Source organism: Mycobacterium celatum, assembly GCF_002101595.1.
Lineage (GTDB): Bacteria > Actinomycetota > Actinomycetes > Mycobacteriales > Mycobacteriaceae > Mycobacterium > Mycobacterium celatum.
The window spans coordinates 1-18080 of record NZ_LQOM01000015.1 but is presented as its reverse complement, the minus strand read 5'-3'; the positions used below and the strand labels follow the sequence as shown (position 1 = coordinate 18080).

Sequence of the window (18080 nt, the reverse complement as noted above, 5' to 3'; positions counted from 1 at the left end):
ATCGGGTGGTAGGTAACGCGATTCTCTGTCTGCTCGCGGTGAGGAATTAGTTTGCATCGCAATGCATAGTCATGCAAAACTGGGCGGCATGACGATGCGGGTAGCGGTGGCTGGTGCCAGCGGCTACGCGGGCGGCGAGATCCTGCGGCTGCTGCTCGGCCACCCGGCATACGGCGACGGCCGGCTCACGATCGGCGCGGTGACCGCCGCGGCCAGCGCCGGCAGCACGCTGGGCGAACACCAGCCGCACCTGACGCCGCTGGGTCAACGGGTTCTCGAGCCGACCGAACCCGAGGTGCTGGGCGGTCACGACGTGGTGTTCCTCGCGCTGCCGCACGGCCATTCGGCGGCGCTGGCCGAACAGCTCGACCCCGACACGCTCGTCGTCGACTGCGGCGCGGACTTCCGGCTCACCGACGCCGCCGCGTGGGAGCGGTTCTACGGCTCGGCGCACGCCGGTAGCTGGCCCTACGGTCTGCCCGAGCTGCCCGGCGCGCGCGAGCGGCTCAAAGATGCCCGCCGCATCGCGGTGCCGGGCTGCTATCCGACGGCGGCGCTGCTGGCCCTGCTGCCGGCCGTCGCCGAGGATCTCGTCGAGCCCGCGGTCGCGGTGGTCGCGGTCAGCGGCACCTCCGGCGCCGGGCGGGCCGTCAAGGCCGACCTGCTCGGCTCGGAGGTCATCGGCTCGGCGCGGGCCTACAACATCGGCGGCACGCACCGGCACACGCCGGAGATCGTGCAGGGGCTCAAGACGGTCACCGACCGCGACGTCACCGTGTCGTTCACCCCGGTGCTCATCCCCACCTCGCGCGGCATCCTGGCCACCTGTACCGCGCGCACCGCCGCACCTTTGTCGCAGCTGCGGGCGGCCTACGAAAAGGCTTACCAGGCCGAGCCTTTCATTCACCTGTTGCCGGACGGCCAGCTGCCGCGCACCGGGTCGGTGATCGGGAGCAACGCCGCCCACATCGCGGTGGCGGTGGACGAGGACGCTGCGACGTTCGTTGCGATCGCCGCCATCGACAACCTGGTCAAGGGCACCGGTGGTGCCGCCGTGCAGTCGATGAACCTGGCGCTGGGCTGGCCGGAAACCGAGGGCCTTCCGGTGGTCGGAGTGGCGCCATGACTAAAGCCGACGCGACGCGGCTGGTGCGCACCCAGGGAGTCACCGCGCCGGAGGGATTTCGGGCCGCCGGCATCGCCGCGGGGATCAAGACAAACGGTGCACCGGATTTGGCGCTGGTGTTCAACGAGGGCCCCGACTATGCGGCGGCCGGAGTGTTCACCCGCAACCAGGTCAAGGCCGCGCCGGTGCTGTGGAGTCAGCAGGTGCTGACCACAGGCCGGCTGCGTGCGGTGATCCTCAATTCCGGAGGCGCCAACGCCTGCACCGGACCGGCCGGTTTCGCCGACACCCACGCCACCGCCGAGGCGCTCGCCGCCGCCCTGTCGGATTGGGGCACCGAAACCGGGGCGATCGAGGTGGCGGTCTGCTCCACCGGCCTGATCGGTGATCGGCTGCCGATGGACAAGGTGCTCGCCGGTGTCGGTGAGATCGTGCACGAGATGGCCGGCGGGCTGGCCGGGGGAGAGGACGCGGCGCGGGCCATCATGACCACCGACACCGTGCCCAAACAGGTTGCGCTGCACCACCCCGGCAACTGGACGATCGGCGGGATGGCCAAGGGCGCCGGCATGCTGGCCCCGTCGCTGGCGACCATGCTGTGTGTGCTGACCACCGACGCCGTGGCCGAACCCGATGCGCTCGACGCAGCGCTGCGCCGGGCCAGCGCCGCGACCTTCGAGCGCCTCGACATCGACGGCAGCTGCTCCACCAACGACACGGTGCTGCTGCTGGCGTCCGGCGCCAGCGAAATCGCGCCCAGCCAGGCAGATCTCGACGATGCGGTGCTGCAGGTGTGTGATGACCTGTGCGCGCAGCTGCAGGCCGACGCCGAAGGCGTGACCAAGCGCATCACCGTGACGGTGACCGGCGCCCCCGGTGAGGACGACGCGCTGGATGCGGCCCGGCTGATCGCCCGCGACAGCCTGGTCAAGACGGCGTTGTTCGGTTCAGACCCGAACTGGGGCCGGGTGCTCGCCGCGGTGGGCATGGCGCCGTTTTCGCTCGATCCCGATCGGATCACCGTGTCGTTCAACGGTTCTGCGGTCTTCAGCGGCGGCACCGGGGCACCCGGCGCACGCGAGGTGGACCTGTCGGGCGCCGACATCGACGTCACCGTCGACCTCGACCTCGGCGACGGCCGGGCCGCCGTCCGCACCACCGACCTGTCGCACGGCTACGTCGAAGAGAATTCGGCCTACAGCTCATGACCGCCGCATTGTCGACTCATGTCAAAGCGCAGGTGCTAGCTGAAGCCCTGCCCTGGCTCAAGCAACTGCACGGCAAGATCGTCGTGATCAAGTACGGCGGCAACGCGATGACCGACGACACGCTCAAGCACGCGTTCGCCGCCGATATGGCGTTTCTGCGCAACTGCGGCATCCACCCCGTCGTCGTGCACGGCGGCGGACCGCAGATCAGCGCCATGCTGCAACGCCTCAATATCCCCGGCGACTTCAAGGGCGGATTCCGGGTCACCACACCGGAAGTGCTCGAGGTGGCACGGATGGTGTTGTTCGGCCAGGTGGGCCGGGAACTGGTCAACCTGATCAACGCGCACGGGCCGTACGCGGTCGGCATCACCGGCGAAGATGCGCAGCTGTTCACCGCCGTGCGGCGCAGCGTCACCGTCGACGGGGTGGCCACCGACATCGGGCTCGTGGGCAACGTCGACCGCGTCAACACCGCCGCGGTGCGGGATCTGATTGCCGCGCGGCGCATTCCGGTCGTCTCGACGCTGGCGCCGGATGCCGACGGCGTGGTGCACAACATCAACGCCGACACCGCCGCGGCGGCGCTGGCCGAAGCACTGGGAGCCGAAAAACTGTTGATGCTCACTGACGTCGAAGGGCTGTACACCCGCTGGCCGGACCGTGATTCGCTGGTCAGCGAAATCGACACCGCCACATTGGCGCAACTGCTGCCGGCCCTGGAGACGGGGATGATCCCCAAGGTCGAGGCCTGCTTGCGTGCCGTCGGCGGCGGCGTGCCCAGTGCACACGTGATCGACGGACGCGTCGAACACTGCGTGCTGGTCGAGCTATTCACCGATGAGGGTACCGGCACCAAGGTGGTGAGCGCGTGAGCAGTACACAGGACATGCAGCAGCGGTGGTCCGCGGTGATGATGAACAACTACGGCGTGCCGCCGGTGGCGTTAGCCAGCGGCGACGGCGTGGTGGTCACCGACGTGGACGGCAACTCATACCTGGACCTGCTCGGCGGCATTGCGGTCAATGTGCTCGGGCACGGTCACCCCGCCGTCATCGAGGCCGTCACCCGGCAGATGTCCACACTGGGCCACACCTCGAACCTGTACGCCAACGAGCCGGCCGTGGCGCTCGCCGAGGCACTGGTTGGGTTGTTGGGCGCCGACGCTCGGGTGTTCTTCTGCAACTCCGGTACCGAAGCCAACGAGCTGGCGTTCAAGCTGTCGCGGCTCACCGGGCGCACGAAACTCGTTGCGGCGCAAGAAGCGTTCCACGGCCGCACGATGGGCTCGCTGGCGTTGACCGGCCAGCCGGCCAAGCAGGCGCCGTTCGCGCCGCTGCCCGGCGACGTGACGCACGTTCCCTACGGCGACACTGACGCGCTGGCCGCCGCGGTCTCCGACGACACCGCCGCGGTCTTCCTGGAGCCGATCATGGGGGAGTGCGGCGTCGTCGTTCCGCCCGACGGCTACCTGGTTGCGGCACGCAAGATTACGTCCCGACATGGCGCACTGCTGGTGCTCGACGAGGTGCAGACGGCGATGGGCCGCACCGGTTCGTTCTTCGCCCACCAGCACGACGGCATCACGCCCGACGTGGTAACGCTGGCCAAGGGGCTCGGCGGCGGGCTGCCGATCGGAGCGTGCCTGGCGGTCGGCGAGGCTGCGCAACTGCTCACCCCCGGCCTGCACGGCAGCACGTTCGGCGGTAACCCGATCTGTGCGGCGGCCGCGCTGGCGGTGTTGCACGTGCTGGCCGCCGACGATTTGGTGCGCCGCGCCGAGGTGTTGGGAAAGTCGTTGCGCCACGGTATCGAAGCGCTCAGCCATCCGCTGGTCGACCACGTCCGCGGCCGCGGCCTGCTGTGCGGCGTGGTGCTTTCCGCGCCGCACGCCAAGGACGTCGAATCCGCTGCCCGCGCCGCCGGGTTCCTGGTCAACGCCCCGGCAGCGAATGTGATCCGGTTGGCGCCGCCGCTGATCGTCACCGAACATCAGATCGACACGTTCGTCACCGCGCTGCCGGGCATCCTCGACACCGCAGGGGGGACGCCATGACACGGCACTTCCTGCGCGACGACGACCTGTCGCCGCCAGAGCAGGCTGAAGTCCTCGAGCTGGCTGCCGAACTGAAGAAGGATCCGCACAGCCGTCGGCCGCTGGACGGGCCCCGCGGGGTGGCGGTCATCTTCGACAAGAACTCCACCCGCACCCGGTTTTCCTTCGAGATCGGCATCGCGCAGCTCGGCGGGCACGCTGTCGTCGTCGACGGTCGCAGCACCCAGCTGGGCCGCGACGAGACGTTGGGCGACACCGCAAAAGTGTTGTCCCGCTACGTCGATGCGATCGTGTGGCGAACCTTCGGTCAGGATCGGCTCGACGCCATGGCGGCGGCGGCGACCGTGCCGGTGATCAACGCACTCTCCGACGAGTTCCATCCGTGCCAGGTGTTGGCCGATCTGCAGACGATCGCCGAGCGCAAGGGCGCGCTGCGGGGCGTCAGGCTCAGCTATTTTGGCGACGGCGCCAACAACATGGCGCATTCGCTGCTGCTCGGCGGCGTCACCGCCGGGATGCACGTCACGATCGCGGCACCGGACGGCTTCATGCCCGACAAGACGGTGCTGGCCGGCGCCGGGGAACGGGCCGCCGTTACCGGCGGCTCCGTGACGGTGACCAACGAGCCGCAGGCGGCCGCGACAAACGCGGACGTGCTGGTCACCGACACCTGGACGTCGATGGGTCAGGAGGACGACGGCCTGGACCGGGTGGCGCCGTTCCGGCCGTTCCGGGTCAACACCGCGCTGCTTGGCCTCGCCGACCCGGATGCCATTGTGCTGCATTGCCTTCCGGCGCACCGCGGCCACGAGATCACCGACGAGGTGATGGACGGCCCGCACAGCGCGGTATGGGACGAGGCCGAGAACCGGCTACATGCGCAGAAGGCGCTGCTGGTGTGGCTGCTGGAGCGGTCCCGATGACGCGTTCGAAGACCACACCCGACGTCACTCGTGCCGGCCGGCAGGCCCGCATCGTGGCGATCCTGTCCTCGGAGTCGGTGCGAAGCCAAGGCGAACTTGCCGCTCTGCTGGCCGCCGAGGGCATCGAGGTCACCCAGGCCACGCTGTCGCGGGATCTCGAGGAGCTCGGTGCGGTGAAGCTGCGCGGTGCCGACGGCGGGGCCGGGGTGTACATCGTGCCCGAGGACGGCAGCCCGGTGCGCGGGGTGTCCGGTGGCACCGGGCGGTTGTCGCGGCTGCTGAGCGAGCTGCTGGTCTCCACGGACGCCAGCGGCAACCTTGCGGTACTGCGCACCCCGCCGGGCGCCGCCGACTACCTGGCCAGCGCCATCGACCGTGCGGCGTTACCCTACGTCGTCGGCACCATCGCCGGTGACGACACCATTTTTGTAGCCGCCCGTGAGCCGATGAGCGGTGCTGAGCTGGCGGCTACTTTCGAAAACCTCAAGTGACATAAGGAGATTGGTTCATGTCCGAGCGCGTCATCCTGGCGTATTCCGGCGGTTTGGACACCTCCGTCGCGATCAGCTGGATCGGCAAGGAGACCGGCCGGGAGGTCGTCGCGGTCGCGATCGACTTGGGCCAGGGCGGCGAGGACATGGAGGTGGTGCGTCAGCGCGCGCTGGACTGCGGCGCGGTCGAGGCGGTCGTCGTCGACGCGCGCGACGAATTCGCCGAGGGCTACTGCCTGCCCACCATCCAGTCCAACGCGCTCTACATGGACCGCTACCCGCTGGTGTCGGCGATCAGCCGGCCGTTGATCGTCAAGCATCTGGTGGCCGCGGCCCGCGAGCACGGCGGCAGCATCGTCGCGCACGGCTGCACCGGCAAGGGCAACGACCAGGTCCGCTTCGAGGTCGGGTTCGCCTCCCTGGCACCGGATCTGGAAGTGCTGGCTCCGGTCCGCGACTACGCCTGGACACGGGAAAAGGCGATCGCGTTCGCCGAGGAGAACGCGATCCCGATCAACGTGACCAAGCGCTCGCCGTTCTCCATCGACCAGAACGTGTGGGGCCGCGCGGTGGAAACCGGCTTCCTGGAACATCTCTGGAATGCACCCACCAAGGACGTCTACGCCTACACCGAAGATCCCACCGTCAACTGGAACACCCCCGACGAGGTGATCGTCGGGTTCGACAAGGGCGTGCCGGTATCCATCGACGGCAAACCGGTGTCGGTATTGCAGGCCATCGAGGAACTCAACGAGCGGGCCGGCGCCCAGGGGGTCGGGCGGCTCGACGTCGTCGAGGACCGGCTGGTGGGCATCAAGAGCCGCGAAATCTACGAAGCCCCAGGCGCGATGGTGCTGATCACCGCCCACACCGAGCTCGAGCACGTCACCCTCGAGCGTGAGCTCGGGCGATTCAAGCGGCTGACCGACCAGCGCTGGGCCGAGCTGGTCTACGACGGGTTGTGGTACTCGCCGCTGAAGAGAGCGTTGGAGAGCTTTGTCGCCACCACACAGCAGCACGTGACCGGCGAGATCCGAATGGTGTTGCACGGCGGCCACATTGCGGTGAATGGTCGCCGGAGCGCTGAATCTCTATATGACTTCAACCTGGCCACCTACGACGAGGGCGACAGCTTCGACCAGTCCAAGGCGAAAGGATTCGTCTACGTGCACGGCCTGTCGTCGAAGATCGCGGCCCGCAGGGATCTGCAGTGACGGTCTTCTCGCGAGCAGACGCAAAATCGCACGCAGACGGCCCCATCGATGCGATTTTGCGGCTGCTCGCGGAGAAAGCATGAGCACCAACGAGGGGTCGTTGTGGGGCGGACGGTTCGCCGACGGCCCGTCTGATGCGCTGGCCGCGCTGAGCCGATCCACCCACTTCGACTGGGTACTAGCGCCCTACGACGTGACCGCGTCCAAAGCGCACACCGAGGTGTTGTTCCGGGCAGGGCTGCTGACCGCGGAGCAGCGCGACGGCCTGCTTGCCGGGCTGGATAGCCTCGCCGCCGACGTGGCCGACGGCAGCTTCGGCCCGCTGCCGACTGACGAGGACGTGCACGGCGCGCTGGAGCGTGGCCTGATCGACCGGGTCGGGCCCGACCTGGGCGGTCGGCTGCGGGCCGGCCGGTCGCGAAATGATCAGGTGGCCACGCTGTTTCGGATGTGGCTGCGCGACGCGTCGCGTCGAGTGGCCAGCGGGGTGCTCGACGTCGTCGCGGCGCTGGCCGCGCAGGCCGCCGCGCACCCGGACGCGATCATGCCGGGCAAGACGCACCTGCAGTCCGCGCAACCGATCTTGTTGGCCCACCACCTGCTCGCCCACGCCCACCCGCTGCTGCGCGACGTGGACCGTATCGCCGACCTGGATGATCGCACCGCGGTGTCCCCGTACGGTTCCGGCGCGTTGGCCGGGTCGTCGCTGGGACTCGACCCGGACTCGATCGCGCGGGAGCTGGGCTTCGCCGCGGCCGCTGACAACTCTGTTGACGCTACGGCTGCAAGGGATTTCGCAGCGGAGGCGGCGTTCGTCTTCGCGATGATCGCGGTGGACCTGTCGCGGCTGGCCGAGGACATCATCATCTGGAGCTCCACCGAATTCGGCTACGTCACGCTGCACGACTCGTGGTCGACCGGCAGTTCGATCATGCCCCAGAAGAAGAACCCCGACATCGCGGAGTTGGCCCGCGGCAAGTCGGGCCGGCTGATCGGCAACCTGGCCGGTTTGCTGGCGACGCTCAAGGCGCAGCCGCTGGCCTACAACCGCGACCTGCAGGAGGACAAGGAGCCGGTGTTCGACTCGGTGGCACAGCTGGAGCTGCTGCTGCCGGCGATGGCCGGGCTGGTGGGCAGCTTGACCTTCGATACCGAACGGATGGCCGCGCTGGCTCCGGCCGGCTACACGCTGGCCACCGATATCGCCGAATGGCTGGTGCGACAAGGCGTTCCGTTCCGTGTCGCCCACGAGGCAGCCGGCGCGGCGGTGCGGACCGCCGAGCAGCGCGGCGTCGGCTTGGAGGAGCTCACCGACGACGAGCTGGCTGAGATAAGCCCGCAGTTGACGCCGCAGGTCCGCGAGGTGTTGACCATCGAGGGGTCGGTGTCCTCGCGCGACGCCCGCGGCGGCACCGCGCCGATCGAGGTGGCCAAGCAGCTCGATACCGTTCGCGGCGCCGCCGAGGAGCTGCGGCGACGGCTACGTGGCTAATCGTCCAGCAGTTCGGACAGCTCGAGCCACCGATTCTCCATTGCGGCGACCTCACTTTCGAGGCCACGCAGCTCCCGCGTTAGCCGGCTCAAACCGACGTGGTCGGTCTGGTCGTGTTCGGCGAGCTCGACGTGTTTGGCCGCGACTTGCTCGGCCAGTCGTGCCAGTCGGCGCTCGATTGCCGTCGTCTCCTTCTGCGTTGCGCGCAGTTCGGCACCCGTCGTCGACTTGCGAGGGGCAGGCTCGCGACGTTTGGCCGCCGAATCGGCGGACAGCCGCAGGTATTCGTCGACACCGCCGGGCAGGTGCCGCAGCCGGCCGTCCAGAATGGCGTACTGCTGATCGGTGACCCGCTCGAGCAGATAGCGGTCGTGCGAGACGACGATCAGCGTGCCCGGCCAGGAATCGAGCAGGTCCTCGGTGGCGGCCAGCATGTCGGTGTCGACGTCGTTGGTGGGTTCGTCGAGCAGCAGCACATTCGGCTCGGAAAGCAATGTCAGCATCAGCTGCAGTCGCCGTCGTTGGCCGCCGGAAAGCTCGCCGATGCGCGCCGACAACTGCGCACGGGCGAATCCCAGCCGCTCTAACAACTGTGCCGGCGTGACGTCACGGCCGTCGACCTGATAGCCGCTGCGTAACCTGCCGAGTACGTCGACGACCCGGTCGCCGGCCAGCGGTGCCAGCTTGTCGCCCTGCTGGTCGAGCACCGCCAGCCGAACAGTCTTGCCCCGCTTGACGTTTCCGGTGTCCGGCCGCACGGTTCCGGCGATCAACCCCAGCAGCGTGGACTTGCCGGCGCCGTTGGCTCCGACGATGCCGCTGCGTTCCCCGGGGCCGATCCGCCATTCGACGTCGCGCAGCACCGGTTGGCCGCCGAAGGACACCGACACGTCCAGCAGGTCGATCACGTCCTTGCCCAGGCGCGCGGTTGCCAGCTTTGCCAATTCGACGGTGTTGCGCAGCGGCGGGACGTCGGCGATCAACTGGTTGGCCGCGTCGACGCGGAACTTCGGTTTCGAGGTGCGAGCGGGCGGGCCGCGCCGCAGCCAGGCCAACTCCTTACGCATCAGGTTCTGCCGCTTGGCCTCGGCGACGGCGGCGCGCCGGTCCCGCTCGAGACGCTGCAGCACGTAGGCGGCGTAGCCGCCCTCGAACGGTTCCACGGTGCCGTCGTGCACTTCCCACGTGGTGGTGGCCACCTCGTCGAGAAACCAGCGGTCGTGGGTCACCACCAGCAGCCCACCCACGTTGCGGGGCCAGCGCTGGCCCAGGTGGCCGGCGAGCCAGGTGATGCCGTCGATGTCGAGGTGGTTGGTCGGCTCGTCCAACGCGATCACGTCCCACTCGCCGATCAAGAGTGCGGCCAGCTGCACCCGCCGCCGCAGCCCGCCGGAGAGCGTGGCAACCCTTGCGTCCCAGTCGATGTCGGATACCAGGCCGCCGACCACATCGCGGACGCGAGCGTCGCCGGCCCATTCATGAGCGGGCCGCTCGCCGACCAGCGTCCCCCCGACGGTGCGGCCCGGGTCCAGCGTGTCGGCCTGACTCAGCGCGCCCACTCGCAGCCCGCTGCGGCAGGTGACCCGGCCGGAATCCGGGCGCAGCGACCCGGTGAGCAGGCCCAGCAGGCTGGATTTGCCGTCGCCGTTTAGTCCGACTATGCCGATCCGGTCACCGTCGCTTACGCCGACGGTCAGCGACTCGAAGACGACCTGAGTGGGGTATTCCAGGTGCACGGCCTCGGTCCCGAGCAGGTGCGCCACGCATCCCAACGTAGCGGCGATCGCGAGGGCGGCGGAGCCGGGCGAAGCGGGTCGACGCGCAACCGAACAGCGGCGATCGCGAGGGCGGCGGAGCCGGGCGAAGCGGGTCGACGCGCAACCGAACGCAGCACCGCGCGATGTGCCAGAATATGCAGGTCAATCAGGGGAGCAGCGGTGGACCTACATCTTTCAGCGGTCACGCGACCGGTCGAGCGTCTCATGGCGACGGCGCAGAACGGTCTTGAAGTTTTGCGCCTCGGCGGGCTGGAGACCGGGACGGTTCCGTCGCCGTTCCAGGTTGTCGAAAGCGTTCCGATGTACAAGCTTCGGCGGTATTTCCCGCCGGACAACCGGCCCGGGCAGCCGCCGGCGGGCCCACCGGTGTTGCTGGTGCACCCGATGATGATGTCGGCGAACATGTGGGACGTCACCAGGTCCGAGGGCGCGGTCGGCATCCTGCACAGCGCCGGGCTGGATCCCTGGGTGATCGACTTCGGCTCGCCGGACAAGGTCGAGGGCGGCATGCGCCGCAACCTCGCCGACCACATCGTCGCGCTGAGCGAGGCCATCGACACCACGGTGGAGAACACCGGCCAGGACGTGCACCTGGTCGGCTATTCGCAAGGCGGGATGTTCTGCTACCAGGCGGCCGGATATCGGCGTTCCAAGAACATCGCCAGCATCGTGGCGTTCGGGTCGCCGGTGGACACCCTTGCCGCGCTGCCGATGGGTGTTCCGCCCAACCTTGCCCAGGCCACCGCCAACTTCATGGCCGACCATGTGTTCAACCGACTGGACATTCCAAGCTGGTTGGCGCGCATGGGTTTTCAGATGATGGACCCACTGAAGACCGCGAAGGCGCGGCTGGACTTCGTGCGTCAGTTACACGATCGTGAGGCGTTGCTCCCCCGGGAAGCGCAGCGCAGGTTCTTGGAGTCCGAAGGCTGGATCGCCTGGTCGGGTCCCGCGGTCTCCGAATTGCTCAAGCAATTCATCGCCCACAACCGGATGATGACCGGTGGTTTCGCGATCAACGGTCAACTGGTCACGTTGACCGACATCACCTGCCCGGTGCTGGCTTTCGTCGGAGAGGTCGACGACATCGGCCAACCGCCGGCGGTGCGCGGCATCAGGCGTGCGGCGCCCAACGCCGACGTGTACGAGTACACGCTGCGGGCAGGCCACTTCGGCTTGGTCGTCGGTTCCAAAGCGGCACAGCAGTCTTGGCCGACTGTCGCCCAATGGGTGAAGTGGATCTCCGGGCACGGCGGCAAACCGGACGGCATCGTGCCGATGGCCGACCAACCGGTCGAACGCACCGACAGTGGCGTGGCATTCAGCTCGCGGGTGGCGCACGGCATCGGTGAAGCTTCGGAGGTGGCGCTGGCGGTTGCCCGCGGCGCGGCCGACGCGGTGGTGGCGGCCAACAAGTCGGTGCGCACGCTGGCTGTCGAAACGGTCCGGACACTGCCCCGATTGGCAAGGCTGGGCCAGATCAACGACCACACGCGGATCTCGTTGGGCCGGATCATCGGCGAACAGGCGCACGACGCGCCGCAGGGCGAATTCCTGCTGTTCGACGGGCGGGTGCATACCTACGAAGCGGTGAACCGGCGCATCGACAATGTTGTTCGCGGCCTGATCGAAGTTGGCGTCCGGCAGGGTGAACACGTCGGCGTGCTGATGGAGACCCGACCCAGCGCACTCGTCGCGATCGCCGCGCTGTCCCGGCTGGGCGCGGTGGCGGTGCTGATGCGGCCCGACGCCGACCTCGCCGCGGCGGTGCGGATCGGCGGCGTCAGCGAGATCATCACCGACCCCACCAACCTGGAGACCGCGCGCCAATTGCCCGGCCAGATCCTGGTTCTCGGGGGTGGTGAGGCACGTGATCTGGATCTGCCCGACGACGCGGGCGTCATCGACATGGAGAAAATCGACCCGGACGCCGTCGAGCTGCCCGGCTGGTACCGACCCAACCCGGGGTTTGCGCGCGACCTGGCCTTTGTCGCGTTCAGCACCATCGGCGGCGAACTGGTTGCCAAGCAGATCACCAACTATCGCTGGGCGTTGTCGGCGTTCGGTACGGCCTCGACGGCCGCGCTGGGACGCGGCGACACCGTGTACTGCCTGACGCCGTTGCATCACGAGTCGGGGCTGCTGGTGAGCCTGGGCGGGGCGGTGGTCGGCGGCGCCCGCATCGCGCTGTCGCGCGGGCTGTGCCCGGACCGGTTCGTCGCCGAGGTGCACCAGTACGGCGTCACGGTGGTGTCCTACACCTGGGCGATGCTGCGCGATGTCATCGACGACCCTGCTTTCGTGCTGCACGGCAATCATCCGGTCCGGTTGTTCATCGGTTCCGGTATGCCGACCGGTTTGTGGCAGCGCATCGTCGACGTGTTCGCGCCCGCGCATGTGGTCGAGTTCTTCGCCACCACCGACGGGCAGGCGGTGCTGGCCAATGTGTCCGGCGCCAAGATCGGCAGCAAGGGCCGACCGCTACCTGGTGCCAGCCGTGTCGAACTGGGCGCCTACGACGCCGAACACGATCTGATCCTCGAGAACGACCAGGGTTTCGTGAAGGTCGCCGAGGCCGGCGAGCCCGGGGTGCTGCTGGCCCAGCCGCGCGGTCCGATCGATCCCACCGCGTCGGTGAAGCGTGGGGTCTTCGCACCCGCCGACACCTGGATCTCCACGGAATACCTGTTCCGTCGCGACACCGATGGCGACTACTGGCTGCTGGGCCGGCGTGGTTCGGTGATCCGCACCGCGCGGGGGATGGTCTATTGCGAGCCGATCATCGACGCGCTCGGCCTGATCACCGGCGTCGACCTCGCGGTGACCTACGGCGTGTCGGTGCGCGGCCAGCAGGTCGCCGTGTCGGCCGTGACATTGCAACCGGGCGCCACCATCACAGCGGCGGATCTCACGGAGGCGGTGGCGGGCATGCCGTTCGGGCTTGGGCCTGACATCGTGCACGTTGTTCCCGAGATGACGCTCAGTGCCACCTACCGCCCCGCGGTCAGCGCGTTGCGCGCGGCCGGTATCCCGAAGCCGGGGCGGCATGCCTGGTATTTCGACACCTTCACCAACCAGTTCCGGCGGCTGACCTCGTCGGTGCGGACCGAGCTGTCCGGCAGCCACGCATGATCGACGACGCGCTGCTGAGCATTCTGGTCTGCCCTGCCGACCGCGGCCCGCTGCTGCTGGTCGACGACACGCTCTACAACCCGCGGCTGCGACGTGCCTACCGGATCGAGGACGGCATCCCGGTACTGCTGGTCGACGAGGCTCGCGACGTCGGCGACGACGAGCACGCGCGGCTCATGGCGCGGGCCAACCCGGCAGATCCCCGGTGAGGTAACGCTGCAGGTTCGGTGCGATGGTTTCGGCGATCTGTTGGGCCGGCAGCGATTTGAATGGCTCCAGCTCCAAGATGTAACGCGCCATCACCACGCCCACCAACTGCGATGCCACGAATTGCACGCGGATCCTGCCGCTGCCCGGGGGACTGTCGACCCGCGAACCCACTTCGGTCGTGATCACGTCTTGGATGAACGACCGGAAAAGGTTCACCTCCGAGCCGGCCAGAATCGACCGTAGCTCGGCGATGAAACCGGCACCTATCTCGGAGTCCCACAGCGGCAACAACAGCGACGGCAGCGTGTAGCCGAGGTCCTCGAGTGGCACTTCGCGCAACGGGCCGATGACCTCCATCGGGTCGATCGGGATGTGGACGGCCGCGGCGAACAGCTTTTCCTTGGTGCCGTAATAGTGATGCACCAACGCAGAGTCGACGCCGGCCGCGGCGGCCACCGCGCGTACCGATGTATTAGCAATACCGTTGCGGGCGAATAGCTCTCGTGCGCTCGCAAGAATCCGTTCCCGGGCGTCGGAGGTGCCCGGCGGGCGCCCACGGCGATTGGCCACCGGATTACGGAGTCCGTCGGCGCAGCGTCGCCGCGGCCAGGCACAGCGCCACGATCGCAAAGTCCAGCACCACGATCATGTCGCGCACCGCAATCCACGTCAGCTCCGGATGTGCGCCCACTTGCTGCAACGCCTCCAGGGCGTAGCTGGCGGGCAGCACGTTGCTGATCCACTGCAGCCACGTCGCCATCAGCGCCCGCGGGACGATGATTCCGGCCAGCAGCAGCTGGGGAACCATCACCAACGGGATGAACTGCACGGCCTGAAACTCGGTGCGGGCGAACGCACTACACAACAGGCCCAGCCCCACCCCGAGCACCGCGTTGACGATCGCGATCACGAACACCCAGACCGGGCTGCCGGCGGTGTCGAATCCCAGGAACCAGAACGACACCAAGCAAGCCAGAATCGCTTGCGCCGCAGCAGCAGTCGAGAACGCGGTGCCGTACGCCATCAGCAAGTCGAGCCGGCGAAGCGGAGTGGTGAGGATCCGCTCCAGCGTTCCCGAGGCTCGTTCGCGCTGCATGGTGATCGACGTGATGATGAACATCAAGAACAGCGGAAAAAGCCCCAGCAGGATCAGGCAGGCGTTGTTGAACGGCGACGGCGTGCCGGGGCGGTGTGGTGCATTTTCGAACATGAAGTACATCAGCGTGATGACGAGAATCGGCACCAGCACGATCATCGCGAGGCTGCGACGGTCGGCGGCCAACTGTCGCAGGATCCGGGCGGTCGTCGCCGCGTATGCCTGCAGCCCTAGCCGGCTTGGCGCGCGGTGCTGCGTTTGATGATGGACAGAAACGCTTCCTCGAGTCCCGTGCATCCGGTGTCCTCTCGTAGTTGGGTCGGGGTGGTGTGGGCGACCAGATGGCCGTCGCGCATCAGCAGCAGATCACCGCAGTGGTCGGCTTCGTCCATCACGTGACTGGAGACCAGCAGCGTGGTCCCACCGCGGGCGAGCTCATGGAACTGCTCCCACAGATCCACCCGCAGCACCGGGTCCAGGCCCACCGTCGGCTCGTCGAGCACGAGCAGCTCGGGTCGGCAGACAAGCGCGCACGCCAGCGATGCCCGGGTGCGCTGACCACCGGAGAGGTTCCCGCAATTGGCGGTGCTGTGATCGGTCAGCCCCACCCGCTCGATCGCGGCGTCGGCGGCCCGGGCGTCGAAACCGTACAGCGACGCGAAGTAGCGGACGTTGTCGACGACCCGCAGGTCGTTATAGATGGTCGGGTCCTGCGGCATATAGCCGACCCGCCGCCGCAATGGGGCCGAACCCGCCGGATGCCCCAGGACGGTGACGCTTCCCGACGCCACGATCTGGGTCCCGACGATGCAACGCATGAGCGTCGTCTTGCCGCAGCCGGACGGGCCCAACAGGCCGGTGATGGTGCCGCGGGCGATCTGCACCGAGAAGTCATGCAGCGCAGGGCGTTTCCCGCGAATGACCCGCAAGTGGTCGATTTCGACGGCAGCCTCCGCACCCCGGGCAAGCAATTCATCGCTTGATGAAGTCATCATGTGATGAATATCCGCCTGTGCACCCCCGCTGTCAAGAGCCAGGGCAGAATCTGTCCCGTGAGCGCTGACGAACTCGCCGGCGACCCGGTGTCGGCGGCGCGGCGGCTGCTGGGTGCCACGCTGATCGGCCGCGGCGTCAGCGCGACGATCGTCGAGGTCGAGGCCTACGGCGGGGTTCCGGACGGCCCGTGGCCGGACGCTGCGGCGCATTCCTACCGCGGCATCAGTGGCCGCAACGCGGTGATGTTCGGCCCCGCCGGGCGGCTGTACACCTACCGCAGCCACGGCATCCACGTCTGCGCCAACGTGGCCTGCGGTCCGGACGGCACCGCTGCGGCCGTTCTGCTGCGGGCCGGCGCCATCGAGAGCGGCACCGACCTCGCCCGGTCCCGGCGCGGCGACGCGGCCCGGACCGTCGCGCTGGCCCGCGGGCCGGGGAACCTCTGCTCGGCGCTGCGAATCACCATGGACGACAACGGCCTCGATCTGTTCGACCCGAACAGCCCGGTGCGGCTGACGCTCAACGACGCCCTCACCGCGGTTTCCGGCCCGCGGGTGGGTGTCAGCGTCGCTGCGGACAGGCCGTGGCGGCTGTGGTTGCAGGGCCGACCCGAGGTCTCCGCCTACCGACGCAGCCCCCGTGCACCCGCCCCAGGGGCCAGCGATTAGCGAAGATCGGAGAAGATCTATTCCATGGGCACGATCCTCGACGAGCTGAGTTGGCGCGGGCTGATTGCGCAGTCCACCGACATCGACGCGCTGGCCGCCGCCGTAGCCCAGGGCCCAATCACCCTCTACGCGGGATTTGACCCCACCGCACCGAGCCTGCACGCCGGACACCTGGTGCCGCTGCTGGCGCTGCGCCGCTTCCAGCGCGCGGGGCATCGGCCGATCGTGCTGGCCGGCGGCGCCACCGGCCTGATCGGCGATCCGCGGGACAGCGGCGAACGCGTGCTCAACGCGGCCGAGACCGTCTTCGACTGGACCGACCGGATCCGCGGCCAGCTGGAACGGTTCGTCGACTTCGACGATTCACCAACGGGCGCGATCGTCGAAAACAACCTCGAGTGGACCAGCGGCATGTCCGCGATCGAGCTGCTGCGCGACGTCGGAAAGCACTTCTCGGTCAACGTGATGCTGGACCGCGACACCATCCGGCGCCGCCTCGAGGGCGAGGGCATCTCCTACACCGAATTCAGCTACATGCTGTTGCAGGCCAACGACTACGTGCAGCTGTACCGGCGCCACGATTGCGTGCTGCAGATCGGCGGCTCCGATCAGTGGGGCAACATCATCGCAGGGGTGCGCCTGGTACGCCAAAAGCTCGGCGCCAGCGTGCACGCGCTGACGGTGCCGCTGGTGACCTCGGCCGACGGCACCAAGTTCGGTAAGTCCACCGGTGGCGGCAACGTGTGGCTGGACCCGGAGCTGACCACGCCGTACGCCTGGTACCAGTACTTCGTCAACACCGCCGACGCCGACGTCGTCCGCTACCTGCGCTGGTTCACCTTTCTGTCGGGCGACGAACTGGCCGAGCTGGAGCAGGCCACGGCGTCGCGGCCGCAAGAGCGGGCGGCGCAACGGCGGCTGGCACGCGAGCTCACCACGCTGGTGCACGGTGAGGCGGCCACCGAGGCCGTCGAGCACGCCAGCCGGGCGTTGTTCGGCCGCGGCGAGCTGGCGGGCCTGGACGAGGCCACACTGAGCGCCGCGTTGCGGGAGGCCTCGGTGGCCGAGCTGAAGCCCGGCGCGCCGGACGGGATCGTCGACTTGCTGGTGGCCAGCGGCCTGTGCGCGAGCAGGGGTGCCGCACGGCGCACGATCGCCGAGGGCGGCGTGGCGGTCAACAACACCAAGATCGGCGACGATGACTGGGCGCCGCAGCCATCCGACTTCCTGCACGGACGGTGGCTGGTGCTGCGCCGGGGCAAGCGGAACATCGCCGGCGTCGAGCGCGTTGACTAAGCACTGCGAGCCGAAACCCGGGGTCTAGCAGGCCATTTGACTCTCAGTTTTCCCTCGCGTAACTTGTTGTCGTCGCGCTGCGGCGGGTCCGCAACGCGACGGCATCCTGAGGAATACCTCGGCATTCGAGGATGTTCCACCTTGTCCGCTTCATCAGTTCGCGGCAATCGCCGCGGGCTGGTTGCGCGGCCGCTGGGATGCGGGTGTTGTTTGAGAACTCAATAGTGTGTTTGGTGGTTTTGTTTGTTGTTGTTTTTTTGCCATGCCTTGACTGCCCCGTGGTTGGGGTGTGGTTTTTTGTTTGTTTGTCAGGTTGTTTTCTCTGAATCGGTTTTGTTTGGAGAGTTTGATCCTGGCTCAGGACGAACGCTGGCGGCGTGCTTAACACATGCAA

At 68.1% G+C, this 18080-nt stretch carries 16 protein-coding genes and 1 rRNA gene; 13 read left to right on the top strand and 4 right to left on the bottom strand.

All coding sequences use genetic code 11. The features are described 5' to 3' along the window. The first annotated feature begins 88 nt into the window (after positions 1-88). The 8 genes from argC (at position 89) to argH (ending at position 8510) form a co-directional block, all read left to right on the top strand. Positions 89-1126: an N-acetyl-gamma-glutamyl-phosphate reductase gene (gene argC / locus AWB95_RS03445; RefSeq protein ID WP_085167645.1), complete on the top strand. Its 1038-nt coding sequence runs from the start codon at positions 89-91 to the stop codon at positions 1124-1126. Further along, positions 1123-2334: a bifunctional glutamate N-acetyltransferase/amino-acid acetyltransferase ArgJ gene (gene argJ, locus AWB95_RS03440; protein WP_062540114.1), complete on the top strand. Its 1212-nt coding sequence runs from the start codon at positions 1123-1125 to the stop codon at positions 2332-2334. Before argC ends, argJ begins: the two co-directional genes overlap by 4 nt. Further along, positions 2331-3209 carry an acetylglutamate kinase gene (gene argB / locus AWB95_RS03435; protein WP_062540113.1) on the top strand — a complete coding sequence of 293 codons (879 nt, stop codon included), beginning with the start codon at positions 2331-2333 and terminating at the stop codon, positions 3207-3209. The genes argJ and argB overlap by 4 nt, the downstream gene beginning before the upstream one ends. Further along, on the top strand, positions 3206-4390 hold the full coding sequence (locus AWB95_RS03430; RefSeq protein WP_373280775.1) for an acetylornithine transaminase: 1185 nt from the start codon (positions 3206-3208) through the stop codon (positions 4388-4390). The genes argB and AWB95_RS03430 overlap by 4 nt, the downstream gene beginning before the upstream one ends. Beyond that, complete coding sequence (gene argF, locus AWB95_RS03425; protein WP_062540112.1) at positions 4387-5313, top strand: ornithine carbamoyltransferase; 927 nt, start codon at positions 4387-4389, stop codon at positions 5311-5313. Before AWB95_RS03430 ends, argF begins: the two co-directional genes overlap by 4 nt. Continuing rightward, on the top strand, positions 5310-5804 hold the full coding sequence (locus tag AWB95_RS03420) for an arginine repressor (RefSeq protein ID WP_062540111.1): 495 nt from the start codon (positions 5310-5312) through the stop codon (positions 5802-5804). The genes argF and AWB95_RS03420 overlap by 4 nt, the downstream gene beginning before the upstream one ends. 17 nt (positions 5805-5821) lie before the next feature. Then, positions 5822-7018: an argininosuccinate synthase gene (locus AWB95_RS03415; RefSeq protein WP_062540110.1), complete on the top strand. Its 1197-nt coding sequence runs from the start codon at positions 5822-5824 to the stop codon at positions 7016-7018. A 79-nt stretch (positions 7019-7097) separates the two neighbouring features. Then, positions 7098-8510: an argininosuccinate lyase gene (gene argH / locus AWB95_RS03410; protein WP_085167643.1), complete on the top strand. Its 1413-nt coding sequence runs from the start codon at positions 7098-7100 to the stop codon at positions 8508-8510. Here argH and AWB95_RS03405 read toward each other — a convergent pair. After that, the gene (locus AWB95_RS03405) at positions 8507-10273 is read right to left on the bottom strand and encodes an ABC-F family ATP-binding cassette domain-containing protein (RefSeq protein ID WP_084707371.1); all 1767 of its coding nucleotides are present in this window, start codon (positions 10271-10273) and stop codon (positions 8507-8509) included. The two genes, argH and AWB95_RS03405, sit on opposite strands and share 4 nt — an antisense overlap. Positions 10274-10447: 174 nt before the next feature. Between AWB95_RS03405 and AWB95_RS03400 the strand changes: the two genes are divergently transcribed. Together AWB95_RS03400 and AWB95_RS03395 are read left to right on the top strand one after the other, a co-directional pair. Further along, on the top strand, positions 10448-13420 hold the full coding sequence (locus tag AWB95_RS03400) for an acyl-CoA synthetase (protein WP_062541257.1): 2973 nt from the start codon (positions 10448-10450) through the stop codon (positions 13418-13420). Then, positions 13417-13629, top strand: coding sequence for a Trm112 family protein (locus tag AWB95_RS03395; protein ID WP_062541258.1), 213 nt, complete (start codon positions 13417-13419; stop codon positions 13627-13629). The genes AWB95_RS03400 and AWB95_RS03395 overlap by 4 nt, the downstream gene beginning before the upstream one ends. On the opposite strand, the gene AWB95_RS03390 is transcribed toward AWB95_RS03395, so the two are convergent. From AWB95_RS03390 to AWB95_RS03380, 3 genes are read right to left on the bottom strand one after another with little or no spacing between them, the layout of a single operon-like run. Further along, the gene (locus AWB95_RS03390) at positions 13595-14200 is read right to left on the bottom strand and encodes a TetR/AcrR family transcriptional regulator (RefSeq protein ID WP_062541259.1); all 606 of its coding nucleotides are present in this window, start codon (positions 14198-14200) and stop codon (positions 13595-13597) included. The two genes, AWB95_RS03395 and AWB95_RS03390, sit on opposite strands and share 35 nt — an antisense overlap. 4 nt (positions 14201-14204) lie before the next feature. Continuing rightward, positions 14205-14954: an ABC transporter permease gene (locus AWB95_RS03385; RefSeq protein WP_232315738.1), complete on the bottom strand. Its 750-nt coding sequence runs from the start codon at positions 14952-14954 to the stop codon at positions 14205-14207. A 2-nt stretch (positions 14955-14956) separates the two neighbouring features. Beyond that, the gene (locus AWB95_RS03380; RefSeq protein WP_085167641.1) at positions 14957-15721 is read right to left on the bottom strand and encodes an ABC transporter ATP-binding protein; all 765 of its coding nucleotides are present in this window, start codon (positions 15719-15721) and stop codon (positions 14957-14959) included. Positions 15722-15778: 57 nt separating this feature from the next. Between AWB95_RS03380 and AWB95_RS03375 the strand changes: the two genes are divergently transcribed. The 3 genes from AWB95_RS03375 to AWB95_RS03365 all read left to right on the top strand — a co-directional run. Then, positions 15779-16390: a DNA-3-methyladenine glycosylase gene (locus tag AWB95_RS03375; RefSeq protein ID WP_099539709.1), complete on the top strand. Its 612-nt coding sequence runs from the start codon at positions 15779-15781 to the stop codon at positions 16388-16390. Between the two features lie 24 nt (positions 16391-16414). Beyond that, positions 16415-17686, top strand: a complete 1272-nt coding sequence (gene tyrS, locus AWB95_RS03370) for a tyrosine--tRNA ligase (RefSeq protein ID WP_085167639.1) — start codon at positions 16415-16417, stop codon at positions 17684-17686. Between the two features lie 334 nt (positions 17687-18020). After that, positions 18021-18080 (top strand): 16S ribosomal RNA (locus tag AWB95_RS03365); the annotation flags it as partial.

Bases quoted from the DNA above. Each gene is read 5' to 3' on its own strand.
- AWB95_RS03415 (WP_062540110.1), top strand. From the start codon at position 5,822: ATGTCCGAGCGCGTCATCCTGGCGTATTCCGGCGGTTTGGACACCTCC.
- AWB95_RS03395 (WP_062541258.1), top strand. From the start codon at position 13,417: ATGATCGACGACGCGCTGCTGAGCATTCTGGTCTGCCCTGCCGACCGC.
- argH (WP_085167643.1), top strand. From the start codon at position 7,098: ATGAGCACCAACGAGGGGTCGTTGTGGGGCGGACGGTTCGCCGACGGC.
- AWB95_RS03420 (WP_062540111.1), top strand. From the start codon at position 5,310: ATGACGCGTTCGAAGACCACACCCGACGTCACTCGTGCCGGCCGGCAG.
- tyrS (WP_085167639.1), top strand. From the start codon at position 16,415: ATGGGCACGATCCTCGACGAGCTGAGTTGGCGCGGGCTGATTGCGCAG.
- argF (WP_062540112.1), top strand. From the start codon at position 4,387: ATGACACGGCACTTCCTGCGCGACGACGACCTGTCGCCGCCAGAGCAG.
- argB (WP_062540113.1), top strand. From the start codon at position 2,331: ATGACCGCCGCATTGTCGACTCATGTCAAAGCGCAGGTGCTAGCTGAA.
- AWB95_RS03380 (WP_085167641.1), bottom strand. From the start codon at position 15,721: ATGATGACTTCATCAAGCGATGAATTGCTTGCCCGGGGTGCGGAGGCT.
- argJ (WP_062540114.1), top strand. From the start codon at position 1,123: ATGACTAAAGCCGACGCGACGCGGCTGGTGCGCACCCAGGGAGTCACC.
- argC (WP_085167645.1), top strand. From the start codon at position 89: ATGACGATGCGGGTAGCGGTGGCTGGTGCCAGCGGCTACGCGGGCGGC.